13 protein-coding genes and 1 pseudogene are annotated in these 17,987 nt (G+C 43.7%); 3 read left to right on the top strand and 11 right to left on the bottom strand.

Annotated elements, in window-relative coordinates; translation table 11 throughout:
- Nucleotides 1-251: 251 nt before the first annotated feature.
- On the bottom strand, nucleotides 252-980 hold the full coding sequence (locus HEQ19_16895) for a Bax inhibitor-1 family protein (protein ID WYM00924.1): 729 nt from the start codon (nucleotides 978-980) through the stop codon (nucleotides 252-254).
- 348 nt (nucleotides 981-1,328) lie between these two features.
- Here HEQ19_16895 and HEQ19_16890 point away from each other — a divergent pair, with 348 nt between their 5' ends.
- Nucleotides 1,329-2,114, top strand: coding sequence for an RNA polymerase sigma factor SigF (locus HEQ19_16890; protein WYM00923.1), 786 nt, complete (start codon nucleotides 1,329-1,331; stop codon nucleotides 2,112-2,114).
- On the opposite strand, the pseudogene HEQ19_16885 reads toward HEQ19_16890, so the two are convergent.
- The 9 genes and pseudogenes from HEQ19_16885 to HEQ19_16840 all read right to left on the bottom strand — a co-directional run bounded on the left by HEQ19_16885 (nucleotide 2,101) and on the right by HEQ19_16840 (nucleotide 14,555).
- Nucleotides 2,101-2,742: pseudogene (locus HEQ19_16885) on the bottom strand (transposase). The gene HEQ19_16890 and the pseudogene HEQ19_16885 sit on opposite strands and share 14 nt — an antisense overlap.
- A 154-nt stretch (nucleotides 2,743-2,896) precedes the next feature.
- Entirely contained in the window at nucleotides 2,897-4,960 is a 2,064-nt protein-coding gene (bchD, locus tag HEQ19_16875; GenBank protein ID WYM00922.1) for a magnesium chelatase ATPase subunit D, read from the bottom strand.
- Nucleotides 4,961-4,991: 31 nt separating this feature from the next.
- The gene (gene iscB, locus HEQ19_16870) at nucleotides 4,992-6,272 is read right to left on the bottom strand and encodes an RNA-guided endonuclease IscB (protein WYM00921.1); all 1,281 of its coding nucleotides are present in this window, start codon (nucleotides 6,270-6,272) and stop codon (nucleotides 4,992-4,994) included.
- Between the two features lie 367 nt (nucleotides 6,273-6,639).
- Nucleotides 6,640-7,842, bottom strand: a complete 1,203-nt coding sequence (locus HEQ19_16865) for an FtsW/RodA/SpoVE family cell cycle protein (GenBank protein ID WYM00920.1) — start codon at nucleotides 7,840-7,842, stop codon at nucleotides 6,640-6,642.
- A gap of 762 nt (nucleotides 7,843-8,604) precedes the next feature.
- Nucleotides 8,605-8,811 carry a phycobilisome linker polypeptide gene (locus HEQ19_16860; protein WYM00919.1) on the bottom strand — a complete coding sequence of 69 codons (207 nt, stop codon included), beginning with the start codon at nucleotides 8,809-8,811 and terminating at the stop codon, nucleotides 8,605-8,607.
- Nucleotides 8,812-9,049: 238 nt separating this feature from the next.
- A complete protein-coding gene (gene apcB, locus HEQ19_16855) occupies nucleotides 9,050-9,538 on the bottom strand; it encodes an allophycocyanin subunit beta (GenBank protein ID WYM00918.1) in 489 nt (162 codons plus the stop codon).
- Nucleotides 9,539-9,598: 60 nt separating this feature from the next.
- A complete protein-coding gene (gene apcA, locus HEQ19_16850) occupies nucleotides 9,599-10,084 on the bottom strand; it encodes an allophycocyanin subunit alpha (GenBank protein WYM00917.1) in 486 nt (161 codons plus the stop codon).
- 624 nt (nucleotides 10,085-10,708) lie between these two features.
- Complete coding sequence (locus HEQ19_16845; GenBank protein ID WYM00916.1) at nucleotides 10,709-10,873, bottom strand: hypothetical protein; 165 nt, start codon at nucleotides 10,871-10,873, stop codon at nucleotides 10,709-10,711.
- Nucleotides 10,874-11,315: 442 nt separating this feature from the next.
- Complete coding sequence (locus HEQ19_16840) at nucleotides 11,316-14,555, bottom strand: phycobilisome rod-core linker polypeptide (protein WYM00915.1); 3,240 nt, start codon at nucleotides 14,553-14,555, stop codon at nucleotides 11,316-11,318.
- A gap of 448 nt (nucleotides 14,556-15,003) precedes the next feature.
- Between HEQ19_16840 and HEQ19_16835 the strand changes: the two genes are divergently transcribed.
- The gene (locus HEQ19_16835) at nucleotides 15,004-15,141 is read left to right on the top strand and encodes a hypothetical protein (protein WYM00914.1); all 138 of its coding nucleotides are present in this window, start codon (nucleotides 15,004-15,006) and stop codon (nucleotides 15,139-15,141) included.
- A 468-nt stretch (nucleotides 15,142-15,609) separates the two neighbouring features.
- Nucleotides 15,610-16,008, top strand: coding sequence for a nuclease A inhibitor family protein (locus HEQ19_16830; protein WYM00913.1), 399 nt, complete (start codon nucleotides 15,610-15,612; stop codon nucleotides 16,006-16,008).
- Nucleotides 16,009-16,167: 159 nt separating this feature from the next.
- Here HEQ19_16830 and HEQ19_16825 read toward each other — a convergent pair whose 3' ends face one another.
- Nucleotides 16,168-17,034 (bottom strand): DNA/RNA non-specific endonuclease, encoded by an 867-nt coding sequence (locus HEQ19_16825; protein ID WYM00912.2) that lies wholly within the window; start codon nucleotides 17,032-17,034, stop codon nucleotides 16,168-16,170.
- Between the last annotated feature and the right edge of the window lie 953 nt (nucleotides 17,035-17,987).

The following is a 17,987-nucleotide window of genomic DNA, read 5'->3' as shown; positions in this document are numbered from 1 at the left end:
GAATGGCGCATGGTAAAATCAGGGTTTTTGGCTTCGTTGAATGATCTTCCGGGGCGCAAGGCCTTGCGCCCCTACCCCCTATCGTCCTCACATAGCCAATCAAAAGTGTTTAATCACGACTAAGGAACAGAATCGCCAATGGTAGGATTAAGCGGTAAAATCAGGGTTTTTGGCTTCGTTGAATGATCCTCCGGGGCGCAAGGCCTTGCGCCCCTACCCCCTATCGTCCTCACATAGCCAATCAAAGGTGTTTAATCACGACTATTGATAGCAATTAACAACCGCAAAATAAAAATAAATAGGTTGATGTAGGTGAGGTACATTGACAAAGCGGCGGGTAAATACTGGTCATTCCGATAAGTACGTGGCAAGATGTAGAAATCGACGACGGATGCACCAGCAAATAGAAATACTCCTAGACCAGAAATAGCGATTTCTAACCAAGTTGGTGTATAAATACCAAATAAAACAAAGACAAATTGAGTGAGACAGACAACCACTAAGGCGATAATGCCAAGACTGATGGTTTTCGTCAAAGCCAAACCATCTTGTTCCGAAAGATTTGAACCAATTTGACGGGCAACTATAAAGGTAATACCACAACCAAGGGCTGCTAAACCAATGCCTTGAATACCAACACCTTGAGTTTTTAAAGCTGCAAATATCAAGCCACTAAGTGTATATCCAGACAAGAGACTGTAGGTAGCCAACAGGGGTAAAGCTAGTCCCTTATTACCTTTTTCGGCAACATTTTGAGCAACAAAGAACAGAATTAACTCAAAAATGATTGCAACAATGAAGGTGGATAAGAATAATTCGGGATTGTTGCGGATAACTCCCAGTCCACCGTAGCTACCCAATGCTGTAAGCACAAGACCGCCACCAACATAGGGTAGCGCATTGGCAATGACATTGGGACCCAGGAGGGCTTGACTTCTAGCCTCACGAATAGCGTCACGAAAATTGCTGGTATTGCTCATGATTCAAAACGGGTTTTTTAGATAAGGGTTCAGTTCATTTCCATTTTTACCCATGTTAGCTGCTAGAAACCAGAGAATAATTTCCCTGGGTAAAAGATTAATAGAGAAAAAAAGCATACTTTGTCCGGCTCTAATTGTTATTTAGAAAACAAAACTATCCAGCAACAGATAGAGGCAAAAAATCATGCGTGAAAATACTGAAGACTAGAGTTGCTCCAAGATTAAGTTCAGTATAACAACTATGGTTTAATCAGCCTTGACTAAGGAAAATAATGACAGCTTTGAAGAAAGAAAATATACGCAACTCCATTCTTTTACGAAAAGGAGTTATAACAAAGGAATTGTTATATGGCAGCAAGTGAGTCCTCTGTGCGAATTGATGGTATAGAGTTATTGCACTTATACCACCAAAATCCCTCCATTAAACTACGTAATCAACTGGTGCAGTTACATACTGGCTTAGTGCGGAAGATGGCGCATAAATTTAGCCATCAATGTAATGAGCCTTATGAAGATTTAGAACAAATTGGTTATTTTGGTTTAATTAGGGCCATTGAGCGCTTTGACCCCAGCCAAGGATATGCTTTTAGTTCCTTTGCTGTGCCATATATTCGTGGTGAGATGCTGCATTTTTTGCGCGATCGCAGTACACTATTAAAAATTCCCCGACGTTGGCAAGAACTGTATAATGAGGGGCAAAAGGTTCGCAAAGAATTGGCAATTGCTTTGGGTCGCGCTCCTAAGGATGCAGAAATTGCTAAAATACTTCAGGTATCATTGCCTGAATGGCAAGAAACCAAGTTAGCAGCTCAAAACCGAATGCCTTTGAGTTTAGATGCTACTGCATCTCACTATGTTGATTGTCAAATAACTTTAGGTGAAGCCCTTGCTTGTCCCCGTTCTCTTGCTTTTCAGCAACAAGAAGAAGAACGTCAACAACTCCAAGGGGCAATTAATTTGTTAGAAGAAAAGCCCCGCCAGGCTGTAGAATTGGTATTCCTCAAGGAACTTTCTCGCAAGGACGCTGCGAAGAAAATCGGTACCAGTCCCATGACAGTAACGCGCTATCTGCAAAAAGGAATTCATGATCTCATGGGTTATTTGCAAACACCGGCTATGGCTACTGGGTCGTGACATCTCCCACCACTGAACGGAGTACCGTTTCAGTGGGGGCTTCCAATACAATCCGGCTATCGCTTAGGAGGCTATTGGCTTTTGAGGACGGGATGACCCTCCGCCCTTTTTCTGATGTTTATCGCTGCATTATGATCGCGGTCAAGACTACACCCACAACTAGGGCAGTCATGCCATCTTTCATGCAGCTTTTTGGGAACTTTCACCCCACAACTAGAGCAATCTTGACTTGTGCTAGATGCTTTAACTAGGATAACACATAATCCAGCGTTTTCGGCTTTGATTTGTAGTATCGACTATTGCTTGACCATCCAGCATCAAGTATAGATTTTGCTAATCGAGTACGCGCAAGTCCTTTTACATTCAAATCTTCAACCGCTATAACATCGTATTTTTTCAATAGATTGTTTGCAGTTTTAAAATGAAAATCCTTCCTTTTGTCTGCAACTTTTTTGTGCTGTTTACCTAATTGCTTGATAGCTTTTTGCCTACCAACGCTCCCCTTTTTTCTACGGGATACTCGTTTTTGGATAACCCGTAAACGTTTCTGAGATTGACGATAATACTGCGGGATTTTGACTACATCTCCACTGGAAGTAGTCAAAAATTCTTTCAAGCCAACATCAATTGACAAATGACAAATGACAAATGACAAATGACAAATGACAAATGACAAATGACAAATGACAAATGACAAATGACAAATGACAAATGACAAATGACAAATGACAAATGACAAATGACAAATGACAAATGACAAATGACAAATGACAAATGACCAACTATCGAGATTTTAAATCAGCGATCGCACCTTTGGTCATGGCAGCTATGGCTTTATCGCTGGCTTTAGGCAAATGATAATATTTACCTGCGGCTGTTTGTGCTAGTTCCTTGGCAAAGCCAGTGGAGACAAATTTACTCTCTGTATCAATCACCAATAGCTGCATTCCCAATGCACGTAGTCTAGCAGCAATTTCTAATAGTTCGCCTTTGATATCTGGCTTTTCTCCTGGTTCTTGTGGTTCACCTAGGGAACGTCCTAATGGAATATTACCCCGTCCATCGGTAATTGCCACAATCACCACTTGCCCAATATCTCCACTCATTTGGGCGTTTAAGCCGACGCGCACTGCTTGGGTTAAACCATGCGCTAAGGGTGAACCACCACCACAAGGTAATCTTTCTAGGCGGTTACGTGCTAAAGCAATGGAACGTGTTGGGGGTAATAATACTTCCGCCTGTTCTCCTCGGAAGGGAATTAATGCTACTTGGTCGCGATTTTGATACGCTTCGGTCAAAAGTTGCATTACTGCTCCCTTCGCTGATTGCATTCGGTTTAAAGCCATAGAACCAGATGCATCTACTACAAATACTACTAACGCCCCAGCTTTACGTACCAAGCGCTTGGCGCGGATGTCTCCTTGTTCCACAATGACTTTTTTATTTGGATTTCTTTCTCGCCGTGCTTTTTGATACGGCGCGGCGGCTCTTAATGTGGCATCTACGGCTATGCGGCGTACCTGTCCTTTGGGCAACATGGGCTTAATATAACGCCCCCGGTCGTCTGAGAAGATGATACTGCGGCTACCAGATTTACCCTGACGCTTGGCCATCTGGGCAAAATAAAGCACAGTGTCATCAAGAATTACCCCTTCTGGATCAAAGATAAATTCTTCTGGAATGCTGGGTGGTTCTTGTTCTTGCTGTTCTTGCTGTTCTTCTGGTTCTTCTTGTTCTTGCTGTTCTTCTGGTTCTTCTTGTTCTGACTCGTTTTGATTTTCTGGTGGTGGTGGTGGTGGTGGTGGTGCTTGTTCTGGTGGTGGCGTCTGGACGACTGTCGCCCGTGGTACAATTACAAATTCGACTGCACGGCGTAAATCTTCGGCATTGACGGTGTTGCGTCCTTCTAAAGCTGCGGCGGCTTTGGCTACTCGCACTGCAAATAACTCGGCGCGATGTCCTTGTACTTGTCCGCGTATGGCTTCATTGACAAGATAGGCGATTTGGTCATGGGTAATGGTGACATCTTTTAACCATTCCCGCGCTAGGAGAATTTGGGTTTTGAGGGAGTCGATGTCTTCGCTGTATTGCTGGAGAAATTCTTGGGGAGAAGTGGAGTAGGCGATCGCTTGTTCGACTGCTGCGACTCTTTGATCTAGGCCTAGAACTCCGTCGGCACAGAGGGCGATCGCAATTCTATCAAGCAAATGCTCTCTTAATGCCCCTTCTTCTGGATTATAGGTGGCAATAAACAGCGATTTACACTGATGCTGAAAGCTGATTCCTTCCCGTTCAATTTGGTTACGGCCTTCAGATAATACAGTTAATAGCTGGTTACTAATTTGCTCATCTAATAAATTAATTTCATCCACATACAACACACCTCGGTTGGCTGTTGCGAGTAACCCCGGCTGAAATACCGTGTCCCCTTGTTGTACGGATTTTTCCACATCCACAGAACCCAAAAGCCGGTCTTCTGTCACACCGAGGGGAATTTGCACAAAGGGTGCGCTGATGATTTCTGTCGGAACCCCTCCCTCCCCGCTTGGTGAGAGGGAATGGGTAGGGTAGTCAGCCAAAAGTTGGTCATCCCAGTCTTCTGGGTGGTGAGGATCGCAGTTGCTGAGTGAACAATGAACAACTTCAATGGGTGGAAGTAAGGCGTGGATAGCACGGGCCATTACTGATTTTGCCGTACCGCGACGACCTGCGATCGCCACTCCTCCCAAGCCGGGATCTACTGCTGCTAACAGCAAAGCTAATTTAATTGCTTCTTGTCCGACTACGGCTGTCAGGGGGAAGGCAGTGATTTTTGGGATAGCAACTGTATCGTAATTTATAGACATATCTGTACATCTCTGCTTGTTTAGGTAGTTTTCACGAGTAGCTATAACCATCCTTGCGGTGAATCGCTTTGACAACATATTCGAGTTTGATGCCGATACGTTTCTTTCCACTTACAGGGTAAATCTCGCCGTTTCCGTTGGTGTATGGGCAAAGTCGGGCTACATAAGTTCCTACATTTACACCTTTGCTAATAACTGTTTTCACGACATCGCCTGTCGAAAAACCATGAATGGGACGCAACGGACGGTATTTTTGTGGATAACCCAATTTGTCAGTCTGACATCGCTGTCTACCACCAAAACCAGTGGCTTTTACTGTCAATATTTTTGTAGTTAGTAGTTCTAGTTTTTCAACTTTGCCTACACAAGCAGCATCAATCCAATGAGTTTTGGGTAGGTTTAACTTGGTTCTATTAAACTTAGTCAATCCTCCAGACCCAGTTGTTACAGGCAATCCAGCCTCTTTTAAAGTTTTGAACAGTGCCCAACGAGTTGAATTTACAGCAGATACATCCTTCAACGGTCTTTTAGCTTGAGACAATATTTTATTTAAAACTTCTGGCTTTTTACCTAGAAACTTTTCTATGTTTTGTGTCCCTTTTTTCTGATTACACTTCTCACAAGCTAGGCAGAGATTGCTGATTTTATTGCTTCCCCCGTTGGCTTTTGGGTGAATATGTTCAATTTGTAAAGGGATATTCTCAGCACCGCAATATGCACATTTTCTATCCCATTTTTCTAGTAAATACTCCCTAACTTCGTAACCTTGTAACTCACCTTGTTGATATTCAACACCGGATATTTCGGGATTTTCAATTTGCTGTAAATCGAATCTTACAAGCTCTTGAACAATGTTAGAAATTGGCGCGTATTTACGTAAACGTTTTACCCAGGTTTCTGTTGTTAAAACACGATGTCTTAACGATGGAGCCAACCTACCTACAGGACGTTTACGATTAAGAAATCTAGCTTGGCGATATCTCGTATTACGAGCGCGTCTCCCTCTCCTGACAGACTTTCTAGCTTCTAAACTATCTTTAATCGCTTGACCTCTGTGCTGCAATTCCATTCCCCAGATACCCTGAGCGAGATTATTTACTAGTGAAATGCCAGTAAATTTAGAACCTGGGTCTATCTTCAAAGTAATGGGATAAGTAATGATATTCTCGACTACACGATTCATGATTAAAACGAATGGGTAGCGACGAAACACCGCAGCTTTACCAGAATTTAAAAGCTTCTTAGCTTGTGCTGGATGAATTGGATTCATCGGCGTAATGTTTGCATCAATTAGAAAAACGAAGTTCGACATTTGATTAAATTTGGTCGGTTTGACCAGTCCTTTTTCAAGTAATGTTTGCTTCGACAATGCTAAAAAGGTTTGTCACGCTGTATCAGAGGGCTTTCTTTGATGTCTCGCCTTTTGTTGATGTCAGCCTCAGAGCTTGGAACTAGCGGTCATTCCAAGGTGAGATAGCCTGATTAGCGTAGCCAACCTTATCAAAAGACAGGTAACTCTTTTTTATGGCTGAGTCATGCACACTCATCCCATCTACCCAGATTGTTAAGGTCTGGGTAGCTTTGGGTAGACATTAATGAGCGGTGATAGTAGGCGCAGGCATGGTTGACATTATAGCTAGTCTCGGCTTTTAGCATATCAATTTATGGGCGTTGTTGAGTCAAAGTTTATTTCTGTGAAACATCCGGCGCTTGGGTTCTTTTTTCGGCTCGGTTGTTCGCAATGGCACCACTTCGGCTTCATTACTTTCCCGCGCTACTCTAATCAACAATCCAGCTGCCATCAAACTGGCTATCATGGAATTACCACCATAACTAAACATGGGTAAGGGTAAGCCTGTGGTTGGTAGGGCACCTGTAGCAACACCAATATGCAGTAATGATTGTCCTACCATGACGGTGGTAATACCAATCGCCACAAGTCGGTGTATTGGATGTTTCGCTTTTAGTGCTACCATGAACCCTAGGGTGGCGAATATGGCTAACAATGCCAATAACACTATGCTGCCGACAAAGCCAAATTCTTCGGCGAAGACAGCGAAAATAAAATCTGTGTCTTGAATTGGTAGATAAAACAGCTTTTGTTGGGAAAGTCCAAACCCAGCACCGGAAACTCCCCCTGAACCTACTGCTAGTAAACTTTGTACTAGTTGGTATCCGTCCCCTGTGGCGTCAGCCCAAGGATTGAGGAAGGACATCACCCGTTTACGTTGATACTCTTTGATACTAATACTCAGGACGGCTAACATCACGCCACCGATGGCTGTTCCGCCCAAGTATTTGTATGGTAAACCAGCAGCGAGGGCGATTAACCAAATAGTCATACCGCAGAGTGCTGTTGTACTCAAGTTAGGTTGAATCAGAATTCCTAAAAGTACAAGACCGAAAATTCCCAACCAAGTCAAGCGTACCCGCCAACTTAATCGTTCCCATTGACCAAAAAGTCGGGCACTTTGCAGGACTAAAAATGGTTTAATTAATTCCGAAGGTTGAATGGGAATCGGTCCGATAGCTATCCAGCGTGCGGCATCAAAAGCCTTTTTTCCTAATCCTGGGACTATGGTAGCGAAAATTAACAGCAAAAACACGATTAAAAACCAATGGGATATCCCCAAAATTTTCTGTAGGGGGATATTCACAATGATGTTGAATATGATTAGGGAAACTAAGACCCACAGAATTTGACGTTTAAAGTAGTACAGTCCATCATTTTGTCGTGCGTCAGCAACTGCATAAGATGCTGAAAACAGCATGATTAAGCCGACAAACAGCCAAATCAATGTTAACCAGCGCAATAACCGCGCTTCTAAAGCCCAGGTGGAGACGGAAGGATCAAAAATTGGTATTAGGCGACGTAGGTTCACGATGTGTAAAGTTAGGAGTTAGCAGTCATAATATAATGGAGTGCTTGCACAGCACCGTTTATATAAGATGGCACATATGGTATGGTTGACGATTTAGCTTTCCCGACAGAAGCCCCACGCTCACTCGAATGAGCGTGGGATGAATGGCGCGTGAGTGACGAATTGACCAACGAGCGAAATTGAGCATAGCGAAATCAGCAATGTTGGTCGGTGAGGAATGAACACTTTCTTGTTTTTTTTCAAAATATTTGATATAATTTTAACCAGTAGGTGTAATCCAATTAAATGCTGAAAAGCAGCCTATTAAAATAAAAGCTAATTGTTTGGCTTAACCAAAGAACCGTGGGTAGCACAGTCTTAAAGCTCAGTCAATGTCTTCATAGAAGAGTCGCACAGAAGCCCACACTCACCTGAAAGGGAGTGTGTGGAGTACGTCACAATTTTGAAACAATTTCAGGACTTACGCAACAACTCTCTGAAACTCTTATAACTTCGTGTCTTTCTCTACGTTCCCTACGGGACGCTACGCGAACGCGAAGCTATACCGCAGGCTTTACGCGGAGCGTGTCGCAGAAAGTGTCAAGCGAACAGATCCTGACAAAATTAATGAAACCCGTTCGCGGGATTGAAACAGCATCAGTATCCAAAGTAGTCATGACAAATGACAAATGACCAATGACCAATGACCAATGACAAACAACAAAAAAGAGGTCTTTACCGACCCCTTAAAAATTAAATAAAATATTGATTGGTCTATAGTAATTAAGACAACCCGGTATTAGCACCTTGCTTACCAGTCGCCAGTTCAACTTTGATGATTTTTCCACCAGCTTTTTGAATGCGTTGCTGTTCACGAAACCAGTTTTCGTAGGGAACTAACTTGGTGAAGTAGGTGTTTTGCAGTTCACGCTGGGTACGAATTCTGGTTTGGCTGGGAACAAGAGCAGTAACTTTAAATAACCGGGACATGATGTGAAATCTCCTTTAGTGATGATGAAAACTTTTTTATTTCAAAATCTTGAGTGCAAATCTTTAAAAACTAATCATTCCCAGGCTGGAAATCAAACATCAATACCAGACCGCTAGCACTCATCAGTGAAAAATTTATTTAATTCCAGATAAGCAATAGAACGTCCTAGCACTCACACTTGATTTCCAGACCTTAATCAAGCCGCACCTAAATATTAAATTAAGTGCAAACTAGCTATTAGCTCAAGCCAGAGGAGATATAGTCTAAGTAAGTACCCATTTCCTTACCGGCATCAGAACCGACTAAGCTAGCGGTTACTTCTTTGATTGCTTGGATAGCTTGTACGGTAGAACCGACAGGTACACCCAAGGAGTTATAGGTTTCTTTCAAACCATTCAATACGCGCTCATCCAGGATGGAAACATCGCCAGCTAACATAGCATAGGTAGCATAGCGGAGGTAGTAATCCAAATCGCGGATACAAGCAGCGTAACGGCGGGTGGTATACATGTTACCACCGGGACGGGTTACGTCAGAGTATAGCAAAGATTTTGCTACAGCTTCTTTAACGATCGCCGCAGCGTTAGCGCTGATGGTGCCAGCAGCACGTACACGCAGTTCACCTGTAGAGAAGTAAGCTTTTAACTTGTCTAAAGCATTCTTATCAAGATACTTACCTTGAACATCCGCAGAATTAATTACAGCGGTAATTGCGTCTTGAGCCATGTTGTTAATTCCTTATTTCCAACCGTATTACAATTGTTTCAGCAGGGAAACGGCTTCACCCTACGATAGGGCGCCAATTACATAGTCAAAGTAAGCACCAGCTTCAGCTGCATCTTCAGCAGACAGCAAGGAAGCAGCAGCATTCTTCAGACCACGGATACCTTCGGTAATACCTTCGATAGGAGTACCCAAGGACTTGTACATTTCACGAGCGCCGATTACACCGATTTCTTCGATGGGTGTAACATCACCAGATACGATTCCGTAGGTAACGAGGCGGAGGTAGTAATCCAGGTCACGCAAGCAAGTAGCGGTCAATTCTTGACCGTAAGCGTTACCACCAGGAGATACAACATCAGGACGCTTTTGGAACACTTGTTCGCCTGCGCTCTTAACCAAACGCTCGCGGCTGTCGGTCAAAACTTGAGCAATGCGAAGACGGCGCTCACCAGTGGAAACAAAGCTCTTGATCCGATCTAGTTCACCGGGGCTGAGATAGCGGGCTTCTGCGTCAGCATTCACGATCGCTTTCGTGACGATACTCATTAATGGATTCCTCCAGTACAAATGAAACCAGAATTTAATTAAACTGGTGCGACTTTATTGTTAGTTAACTGAGTTTTTTTCGTTTTTTAGACAAAACACTTGACAAAATGTTTTGAATATGAATTACGAACTGCTTGCCTTAATATCAGTAAACAAGCTCAAAAAACTCAATTACCTTCCGCAAAACATTCTCCGGCATTATGTTGAGCATTTATGACTGTTCTTAACACTTTGTAATATTCCCTTTCAGATTTACGTAATTTCGGCAATCTGAAACCGATGTTACGAAAGGTTGCGATGGGAGTTAGGAGTTACTCCCGAACCGCTGGAAGATTACCGTTCCCTACGGGACGCTACGCGAACGCGGAGCGTCCCGTAGGGAAATAATTTTGAGCTTCTGCATTCGCGAGTGCGTCTATCTCCGACACGCTTCTCTACGAACGCGAGTGCGTGTCGTAGACAGAGGCTCCGCCAACGCGTTCGCGTAGCGTCCCGTAGGGAACGTAGAGAAGAAGGAAAATTATAGGTCAATGTAGGGGCACGGCATCCAAAATCTTTTCTTCTAATGACAATTTTATTCGTGCCGTGCCCCTACGACAATTTTCTTAACTGAACTGTATTGAATTATAGGTAATCAAAGACCGGGAAGGGAGTAGGAATTAGAAGTTGTCCCCCAGTCCCCAGCGATGCACTGAGCTTGCCGAAGTGTCCCCAGTCCCCGAAGGATGGAGCGTGAAGTACTCCGGCAAGATCCGCTGAAGCAGGAGCTTCAAAAGAAACAACCATCATCGTTTCGCGTCTCGTTCGCCGTTGCTCTGTTGGGCGTACTCATGACTGAGGAAGCGGAACCAAATCCGGTCTAAGTCTTACACAGCGTCTCTGGTATTTCTACCTTTATCTTCTCAAGAGAGAACCCGCGCAGCTATCCGCCTTCCGCAGATAGTTTGATTACTTTTCGTCTTACTCGCCTTGGATTTACGACAATGGTCAACCAGCTAGGTTTTCAGCTTAAGCGATCTCTGCCGAGTACATACTTTATACCCCAAGGGTGGCCTCTTAGTCATTCGGGTGGGTCAACGACCATCAATATTGTCTCACAAACTATTGACGATTCCTCAACCATCCCGATCTCTAATCAACCTGGCGGTTAATGTCGGCTCAAGATGTTTTCGTCATCGTCCACTGTCCATCCCCACCTTACTTCGTTGAAGGTGGGGACTTCCGCGATTCGTTAAAACCCAGTTTTTCGGTAAGGTACCACGTCTTCACCGAAGTAGCGGGTATACTCTGGACTATCGACAATTGCCTCGACAGCGGCTGTTAAACCGCCATCAGCCAGTAGCTGGCTATAGGCGCTGATTTCGCCCTTGGTGGCGGGTGCGCGTCCCAATAGGTGACGGAATAGAAATTCAATCACTTTGGTGTTGGGATAAGGCGTATAGAAGCGTTGGCGATAGATTTCTGAGCTGGCTAGTTGACGCACAAACTCACGGACGGAAATTTCCCCATTCCGCAATTTGCTGTCTAGTTCGCTACTGCGGACATCACTGCTAAATACATCCAACACCTGCTCATAAGCAGCGTTGATGATCTGTTGTTTGTCTGCAAGGGTGGTTGTATCAGTCCAGCGGTAAATCCGGGCTGGTTTACGGCGGGTTGTATCCACACCAACTTCTACCAACTCTCCCAGTCCATTGTTAATGGAACGAGCTACTGCAGTAAACGCTGGCTCGGTATGGTCGAGGGCTGCGTCATTAATGCTGTCATATTCTATACGCACTTTTACAGGCACAAAGCTAGGTACAACCACATCATCATTTTGCTTGGTCAGCTGGTTGTAAAGCTTTTCAGTATTGGGGAAGTTGGCTGCTGGTAAGGCTGGGAAGCGACGGTAAGGAACTGTATCTTCACCAAATACCTGGCTATACTCCGCACTGTTGAGCAGGCTAGCTATAAAGGCACGAATACCTTGAGTTGCCAAAATCTGGTTATATTTGCGGATTTCTGCCTGGTCTAATGGTGCCCGTCCTAAGAAGTGTTTGGTTCCTAGTTCAATCACCTTGGTGTTGGGGTAGGGTGTGTAGAACTCTTTCAAGTAGAGGTTCGAGTAACCCAAAGCTTCAATAAATTCCTTGACGGTGATTTCGCCATTCCCCAGCTTACTTTCTAAACTTGAGAATTCGTTTTTGGCGATGTATGGTGCAACATCTCGTTCAAAAATCTGACGATAAGCCGCGCCAATCAAAGTTTTCACAGCCACTTTGTCGCTGGTATTCGCCACCAACTTGAAGATTTTTGTTTGTTCCCGCTGCTTACTAACACCTTGGTTGATCCGGAATTGAATATCTGGTAGACTCCGATCTGCTGTAACTGTGCCCAGTTCGACAAAGCGTGGTGTTTCTTGTTTTTGGACTTTTGCACCAACGTCTTCGCGAATACTACCAACCCGCAAGCGTCGCTTCGCTTCACCAGCCGGTGTCAGATACCGTTCGTAAGGAATGGTGTCTTCACCAAAAGCCTCGGTGTACTCTAGACTGTCAATGATCGCATCGACTACGGCATAAAAGCCCTTTTTGGCGGCGATGTCAAAATATTTGTTGATTTCTTGACGACCGTAGGTAGGACGACCCAATAAGCGACGGTGGATGTATTCAATCGCTTTACACACATACAGCGATGACCAGTACTGATTGCGGAATAGATCCGACTTAGCCAAACCACGGACAAATTCCCGGACAGAAATTTCGCCGTTTTCCAGCTTAATTTCCCATACTTTTTGGCGCTGACCTTCGTAGACATCGCGACCAAAAACTTGCAAATAAATCGCTCGAATCACGGCTTGCGTGGAAATTTCGGAGAATTTCACGCTCGTACCCTTACCAGTCTTCTTGTTGAAGGTAGCAGGAGTTTGGTCTAATTTGAACACCTTTGGTCCCAAAGAACCGGGTGCTTCACCCCGTGCAGCGGGATTGCTATTTTGGTTATTAATCCCAGCCCCTTGGTGAATCAGAATCCGCTTAGTATCTTTACCAAAAGGTGCGGGACTGGTGCTGGGATTGCGAGTTTCTTTCGGGAAAATCGCGCCAAACTGAATTTCCAGTGGGTCATTACCAGAACCGTAGGGATGTTGGTCTGGTAGGGGTTGCTCGTAAGCCGCAAATGTGGTAATAAACTGAGGTATTTTCCGGAACGGCGCACTGTAGTTAAACAGGTCTTGCTGCGGTCCCCAGTTGCGACATTCTTGTGCTTCTTGACCCAGACCCCGCAGATAGGGTACTGTTTCTTCCCCAAAGTAGTCGCCGTATTCTTGAGAATCTACCAAGGCATCAACTAAAGCTGGTAGACCACCGTTAGAAATAATCGCAAAGTATTTTTGTACTTCTTCGCGGCTACTTGGTCCACGTCCCAAAATATGACGGAACGCCAACTCAATTACACGGCTGTTAATAAAAGGCTGGTAAAACTGTTTTTGGTAAAGAGGAGATTTTGCTAAACGACGGACAAACTCTTTCATTGAGATGTCGCCGTTCTTAACCTTAGATTCCAGGTCAGATATCGACAAGCTATAAGCACGGGTAATGTCGCGCTCAAAAATTTGCCGATAAGCTGCTTTAATTACCTCATTTTTTTCAGTAGCCGACAACCCAGGCTTCATGACAAACTTAGGACGCCGTTCAGCCGCTGTAAAATAAATCTGGGGTAGTTGTAAGCCTTGTTGGTCACTAGAAGGACGTTGGCGCACCTTATTGGACGGTGTAGGCCCTTGGAATTCTGTCAGCAACACATCCATGTATTGAGACACAATGTCTGTAGCTTCAGCATCTTTGCGGAAATAAGAAAGGGCTGCTGCTTTAATTTCTTGTAAAGCCACAATTGTTGCTTCACCAGAGCAAGCATTTTCGATAATTTCCCGCAAACCCCTTGTATTCACGGCGATAATGCTGGGGTCCCCTGCCACGATCGCATAAGTAGCATACCGCAAGAACCACGATAAGTCCCGCAAGCTCTTAGCCATGTTGCTAGGACCATAACGGGCAATATTTATCGGTCTAAAGCCAGGAGGTGTCGGTCCGCCGGCAGAAGTATTAAAGATTGAACGCAAATTTTCTAGGAATCCACCCCGACTTTCAACGTAGGTTACGGTTCCCAGCTTCATTCCTTCTGCTACATTTGTGCTGGCGCCGACCATAGCCAATTCTGCTTCTTTGGGCTTTTCTAAAAAAGCCATTGGGGAACCGCCAACAAAAATTCTGTTGGCAGCCCGAGATACAATCACCTCAGAATTGTCTGTGAGAGTCTGGGCAATTTCTAGACGCTTTGCACCAGATGCAAAATAGCTGGCTAATTCATTTAGTTCACCAGATCCCAAAAAGCGGTCTTGCTGTTCCGCTTGGGAAATTCTTGCCACAGCTAGGGTTTGATATAGTTGCGGACGCGCAACTGAGCTTCCACCACTTGCCTTAACACTCATCGGATTTGTAAAACTCCCATCATAAGTTTATGTCTTAAGTCTGGGTTGCTTTGAGGCTTGACACTTTGGTGTAGTTATGCATTATAAGTGTTGCCTGCAAAACTGCCAGTAAATTAATCCAGTCAGCTTTTAGATTAGAACGTTTTGAGGTTGCACTGTTAATTTATTAAGAAGTATGTAGAACCTGTAACGTAGATCCGCCAATTTTGCAAATAAACATTTCAACTTCTCTGAGATCAAATCTAAGTTTTGTATCTAAAAGTTACAAGTGGGATTGGGGATTGGGGATTGCACTTCTGGTGCGGACGCTACGCGTAGCTTGCTTCCACGTAGTGGTACGGCTCCGCTCTGTTACCAGGGATTGGGGATTGGGGATTGGGGACTTGTACTGAGCTTGTCGTTGGCGTAGCCTCTGTCTCCCACACGCACTCGCGTTCGTAGAGAAGTATTGGGGATTGGATTAATTTACTCATTACTCATTACTCCTTACTCATTACTCATTACTCATTACTCATTACTCATTACTCATTACTCCTTACTCCTTACTATTGGGGATTGGGGATTGGTGCCAAACCAATCAATGTGACCTTTGATAGGCATTTTCCGTAAACCAGGACTAAAGCTGCATGTCACAATCAAAATATATTGTAGGCTGAGTCAGCAGCCAAAAATCTGCTAGAAGATTGGACTATATTACCCTCATAACTATGTAAAATTTTATTATCAAAAAAGCTTTTTATCGTGTAAATACGTAAGTCAAAACTAAATCAAAACCGGATTTATGTCTCAAATACAAGCATTTGAAGTCAATTAATCAGCCTATGCGTGATTTCTACATTTTCGGATTAAACGTCACATGTTATACCAATATTTATGTATGCCTGATAAATCGAAGCATCGTAGTTTGAATGGTAGGAGTCCCCGGTGTGACGCCGCAATCAATCGCGATTACACAGCACGGGTGCATTAGGACTGCTCCTGTGGATGGATGATACCCTTTAAGCGATCGCCTACGTTAGGCACTTCGTAACATCACATTTCACTGGTAAAACCAATGAGTAACAACCAAATCAAAGAGCAACTCAACGTAGCATCTGACGGTTTACTTTTTATGAGTGAAAGTGACTATCCCCTAGAACCATTCTTGTGGGAAGTTACAGCACCAGCAACATCTGAAAAAGTTCTACAACAGACTCATCAATCTAACGATACACCACTTCAAGTTGTCACAGTAGATGATTTCTTCAGTGTCGCCACAACCCCAGAAGACTGGTATGGTGATGAAGAAACAGAAACTGTCACACGATATCAAAAGCTAGTACATATCCTCAAACAAAATTTGAGCAATTTGCAAGTGTATCGTCTCGGAAAAATTGAAATTGATGTGTATGTTGTCGGAGAAACCCCCACAGGAAATTTAGCGGGACTTTCCACTAAAGTTATCGAAACTTGATTGGATTATACAGTATCTGTAGGGTGGGCAATGCCCACCTATCGCCCGCCAATTTGGGGCTTCGTAGGGGCGCAAGGCCTTGCGCCCCTAAGTCCTTGCGCCCGCGCCCCTACGATGAGATATTTTTTTATTGCAATTCCCTAAATGTAGAACAGCCGATTACAGATTATCTACCCGACTTTCAATCACTTCCTGAATATTTGGAGAAACATTAGAAATAAAATCATAGCCTGTAAGTTCTTCTAATTCGTCAACACTGACTGTATAATTCCTCCAATCGTTGTCCACTACTTCCTCATTAGGAACATTAACTGCAATAACGCGAGTATTAGCAGTAATTCCTTTGAGCCTAGAATTGAGCCGGTCTAAAACCACCACAATCTTCCAAGTGGATTCAGGAATTGTCACCTTATCCTTCAGAGGTTCGTCTAGACTACCAGCAGGTCCTGCGATAATATAAAGTTCTTTACCCTCACGCACCAAGTCTCGTGAATATTCTTCTAAATTAGCCCAAGTGTTTCTATTATTATCTGGTGTTTGAGGCATCATATTAGACATCAAGAAGGTAGCAGCATTATCCTCTTTTGTCTTAGTGCGGTCTGCCGATGGTGCAAGATGACCTTTGTCGTAACCTGAACGAGAGTATATACTTGGAGTTATCCGCACAAAACTTTCAGGCAGCGAGCTGTCAGGGCGAAAGTCATTTTGGCGCTCTACTTCACCCAGCCATGACTGATTGAGTTGCCAACTCACCCAATTAGGTGTGCCTTTGCTATTGTTGTAAGATAGTGCATACTGCGGCTTCTTCACGAGGTAGTTGTCTAAATTATCAGTGTTCTCAGTTGCATTGCTGGGATTTCCCAAAAGTAGGTGAATGCTAGTTGAGGTTCTAGTAGGTACAACTGGTATTTTTTCTAATAGTTTTTCTGTTGTAAATGCTTGGGACGGGAGCGCTGTTGAACATCCCAGTAATATAATTACCAGCAAGGCAACAGCCATATTCCAAAAGCGACTGATTATAAGCATAAATTTCATTAAAATCGGCTTTTTGGTGTAGTTTGTCAATAAACGTCAAATTGTTTCTGGGAAATAGGTTACAAGTATCCCAGGAGAAAGCCCACCAGCAAGACCCTGAAATTTTTTTGGGATTTCAGGGTCTTACGTCCTTAGTAAATGACTATTTGCCAAGATTACTGTTTCCAGGCTAGACGCCATTGGTATCAACTTACAGCAATTTTCACGCAATCACCACAAACCACAGTACCGGACCTAGGCCTTGCGCCCCCCGAAGATCATCAGTACCGGACCTAGGCCTTGCTCCCCCGAAGATCATTTGACATACTCCCTGATCTGAAAGTTCAGGGATTCTGGATTCAAACAGCAATAGCAGGCATAGCCCGTCTTACATTACCGAGCAACGACAGACAATGCCCTGCCTGTTGCCACTATTTTACCAAAAAGCCGTCCTAGAAGAACGGCGGCTCTAGACCCAAGCTTTCGGTAACGACACCAAAAAACCCTGATTTTCCCGGCGATGAGGCGTTAAACCTACCATTCCCTCTTGGTATCCAATTGGGGCAGGATTTTGAGCAAACCCTACGCAGTATTACTCGTGATGTTTGTTGCACAAATTAGTATTAAATAATACTTTTTGCGTATTGTTAGCTCGTCCGAACTGAATTTTAAGTGACACACATAATAATACACAGTGTTTAACCCCCCATTTACCAGTAATTTTCTAGAAATGGTGGATTGCATTACTTGTTTTTTATTCAAAAAAGGTAAAAAAATTTACTTTATTTGAATAAAAAAACTAGAACGAAATTGCCCACATTCTTTACTTGACAAGCATTTTTTAATATGTATACCGCAAATGTATTCTTGTATACGGTATATCTTTATGCATTCTTTACACATAAGCTAAATACATGAAGATTCAGTCAAGAAGCTTTTTCTTCGTACGTATAAAATAAAATATC

The organism is Gloeotrichia echinulata CP02, assembly GCA_038087035.1.
GTDB classification, from domain to species: Bacteria; Cyanobacteriota; Cyanobacteriia; order Cyanobacteriales; family Nostocaceae; genus Gloeotrichia; species Gloeotrichia echinulata.
This window is presented reverse-complemented; position numbering and strand designations above follow the sequence as displayed.

What these genes read in the sequence shown, in the direction of transcription:
- HEQ19_16860 (WYM00919.1), bottom strand. Translation starts at nt 8,811, where the DNA reads ATGTCCCGGTTATTTAAAGTTACTGCTCTTGTTCCCAGCCAAACCAGA.
- iscB (WYM00921.1), bottom strand. Translation starts at nt 6,272, where the DNA reads ATGTCGAACTTCGTTTTTCTAATTGATGCAAACATTACGCCGATGAAT.
- apcB (WYM00918.1), bottom strand. Translation starts at nt 9,538, where the DNA reads ATGGCTCAAGACGCAATTACCGCTGTAATTAATTCTGCGGATGTTCAA.
- bchD (WYM00922.1), bottom strand. Translation starts at nt 4,960, where the DNA reads ATGTCTATAAATTACGATACAGTTGCTATCCCAAAAATCACTGCCTTC.
- HEQ19_16830 (WYM00913.1), top strand. Translation starts at nt 15,610, where the DNA reads ATGAGTAACAACCAAATCAAAGAGCAACTCAACGTAGCATCTGACGGT.
- apcA (WYM00917.1), bottom strand. Translation starts at nt 10,084, where the DNA reads ATGAGTATCGTCACGAAAGCGATCGTGAATGCTGACGCAGAAGCCCGC.
- HEQ19_16845 (WYM00916.1), bottom strand. Translation starts at nt 10,873, where the DNA reads ATGATGGTTGTTTCTTTTGAAGCTCCTGCTTCAGCGGATCTTGCCGGA.
- HEQ19_16890 (WYM00923.1), top strand. Translation starts at nt 1,329, where the DNA reads ATGGCAGCAAGTGAGTCCTCTGTGCGAATTGATGGTATAGAGTTATTG.
- HEQ19_16825 (WYM00912.2), bottom strand. Translation starts at nt 17,034, where the DNA reads ATGCTTATAATCAGTCGCTTTTGGAATATGGCTGTTGCCTTGCTGGTA.
- HEQ19_16840 (WYM00915.1), bottom strand. Translation starts at nt 14,555, where the DNA reads ATGAGTGTTAAGGCAAGTGGTGGAAGCTCAGTTGCGCGTCCGCAACTA.
- HEQ19_16895 (WYM00924.1), bottom strand. Translation starts at nt 980, where the DNA reads ATGAGCAATACCAGCAATTTTCGTGACGCTATTCGTGAGGCTAGAAGT.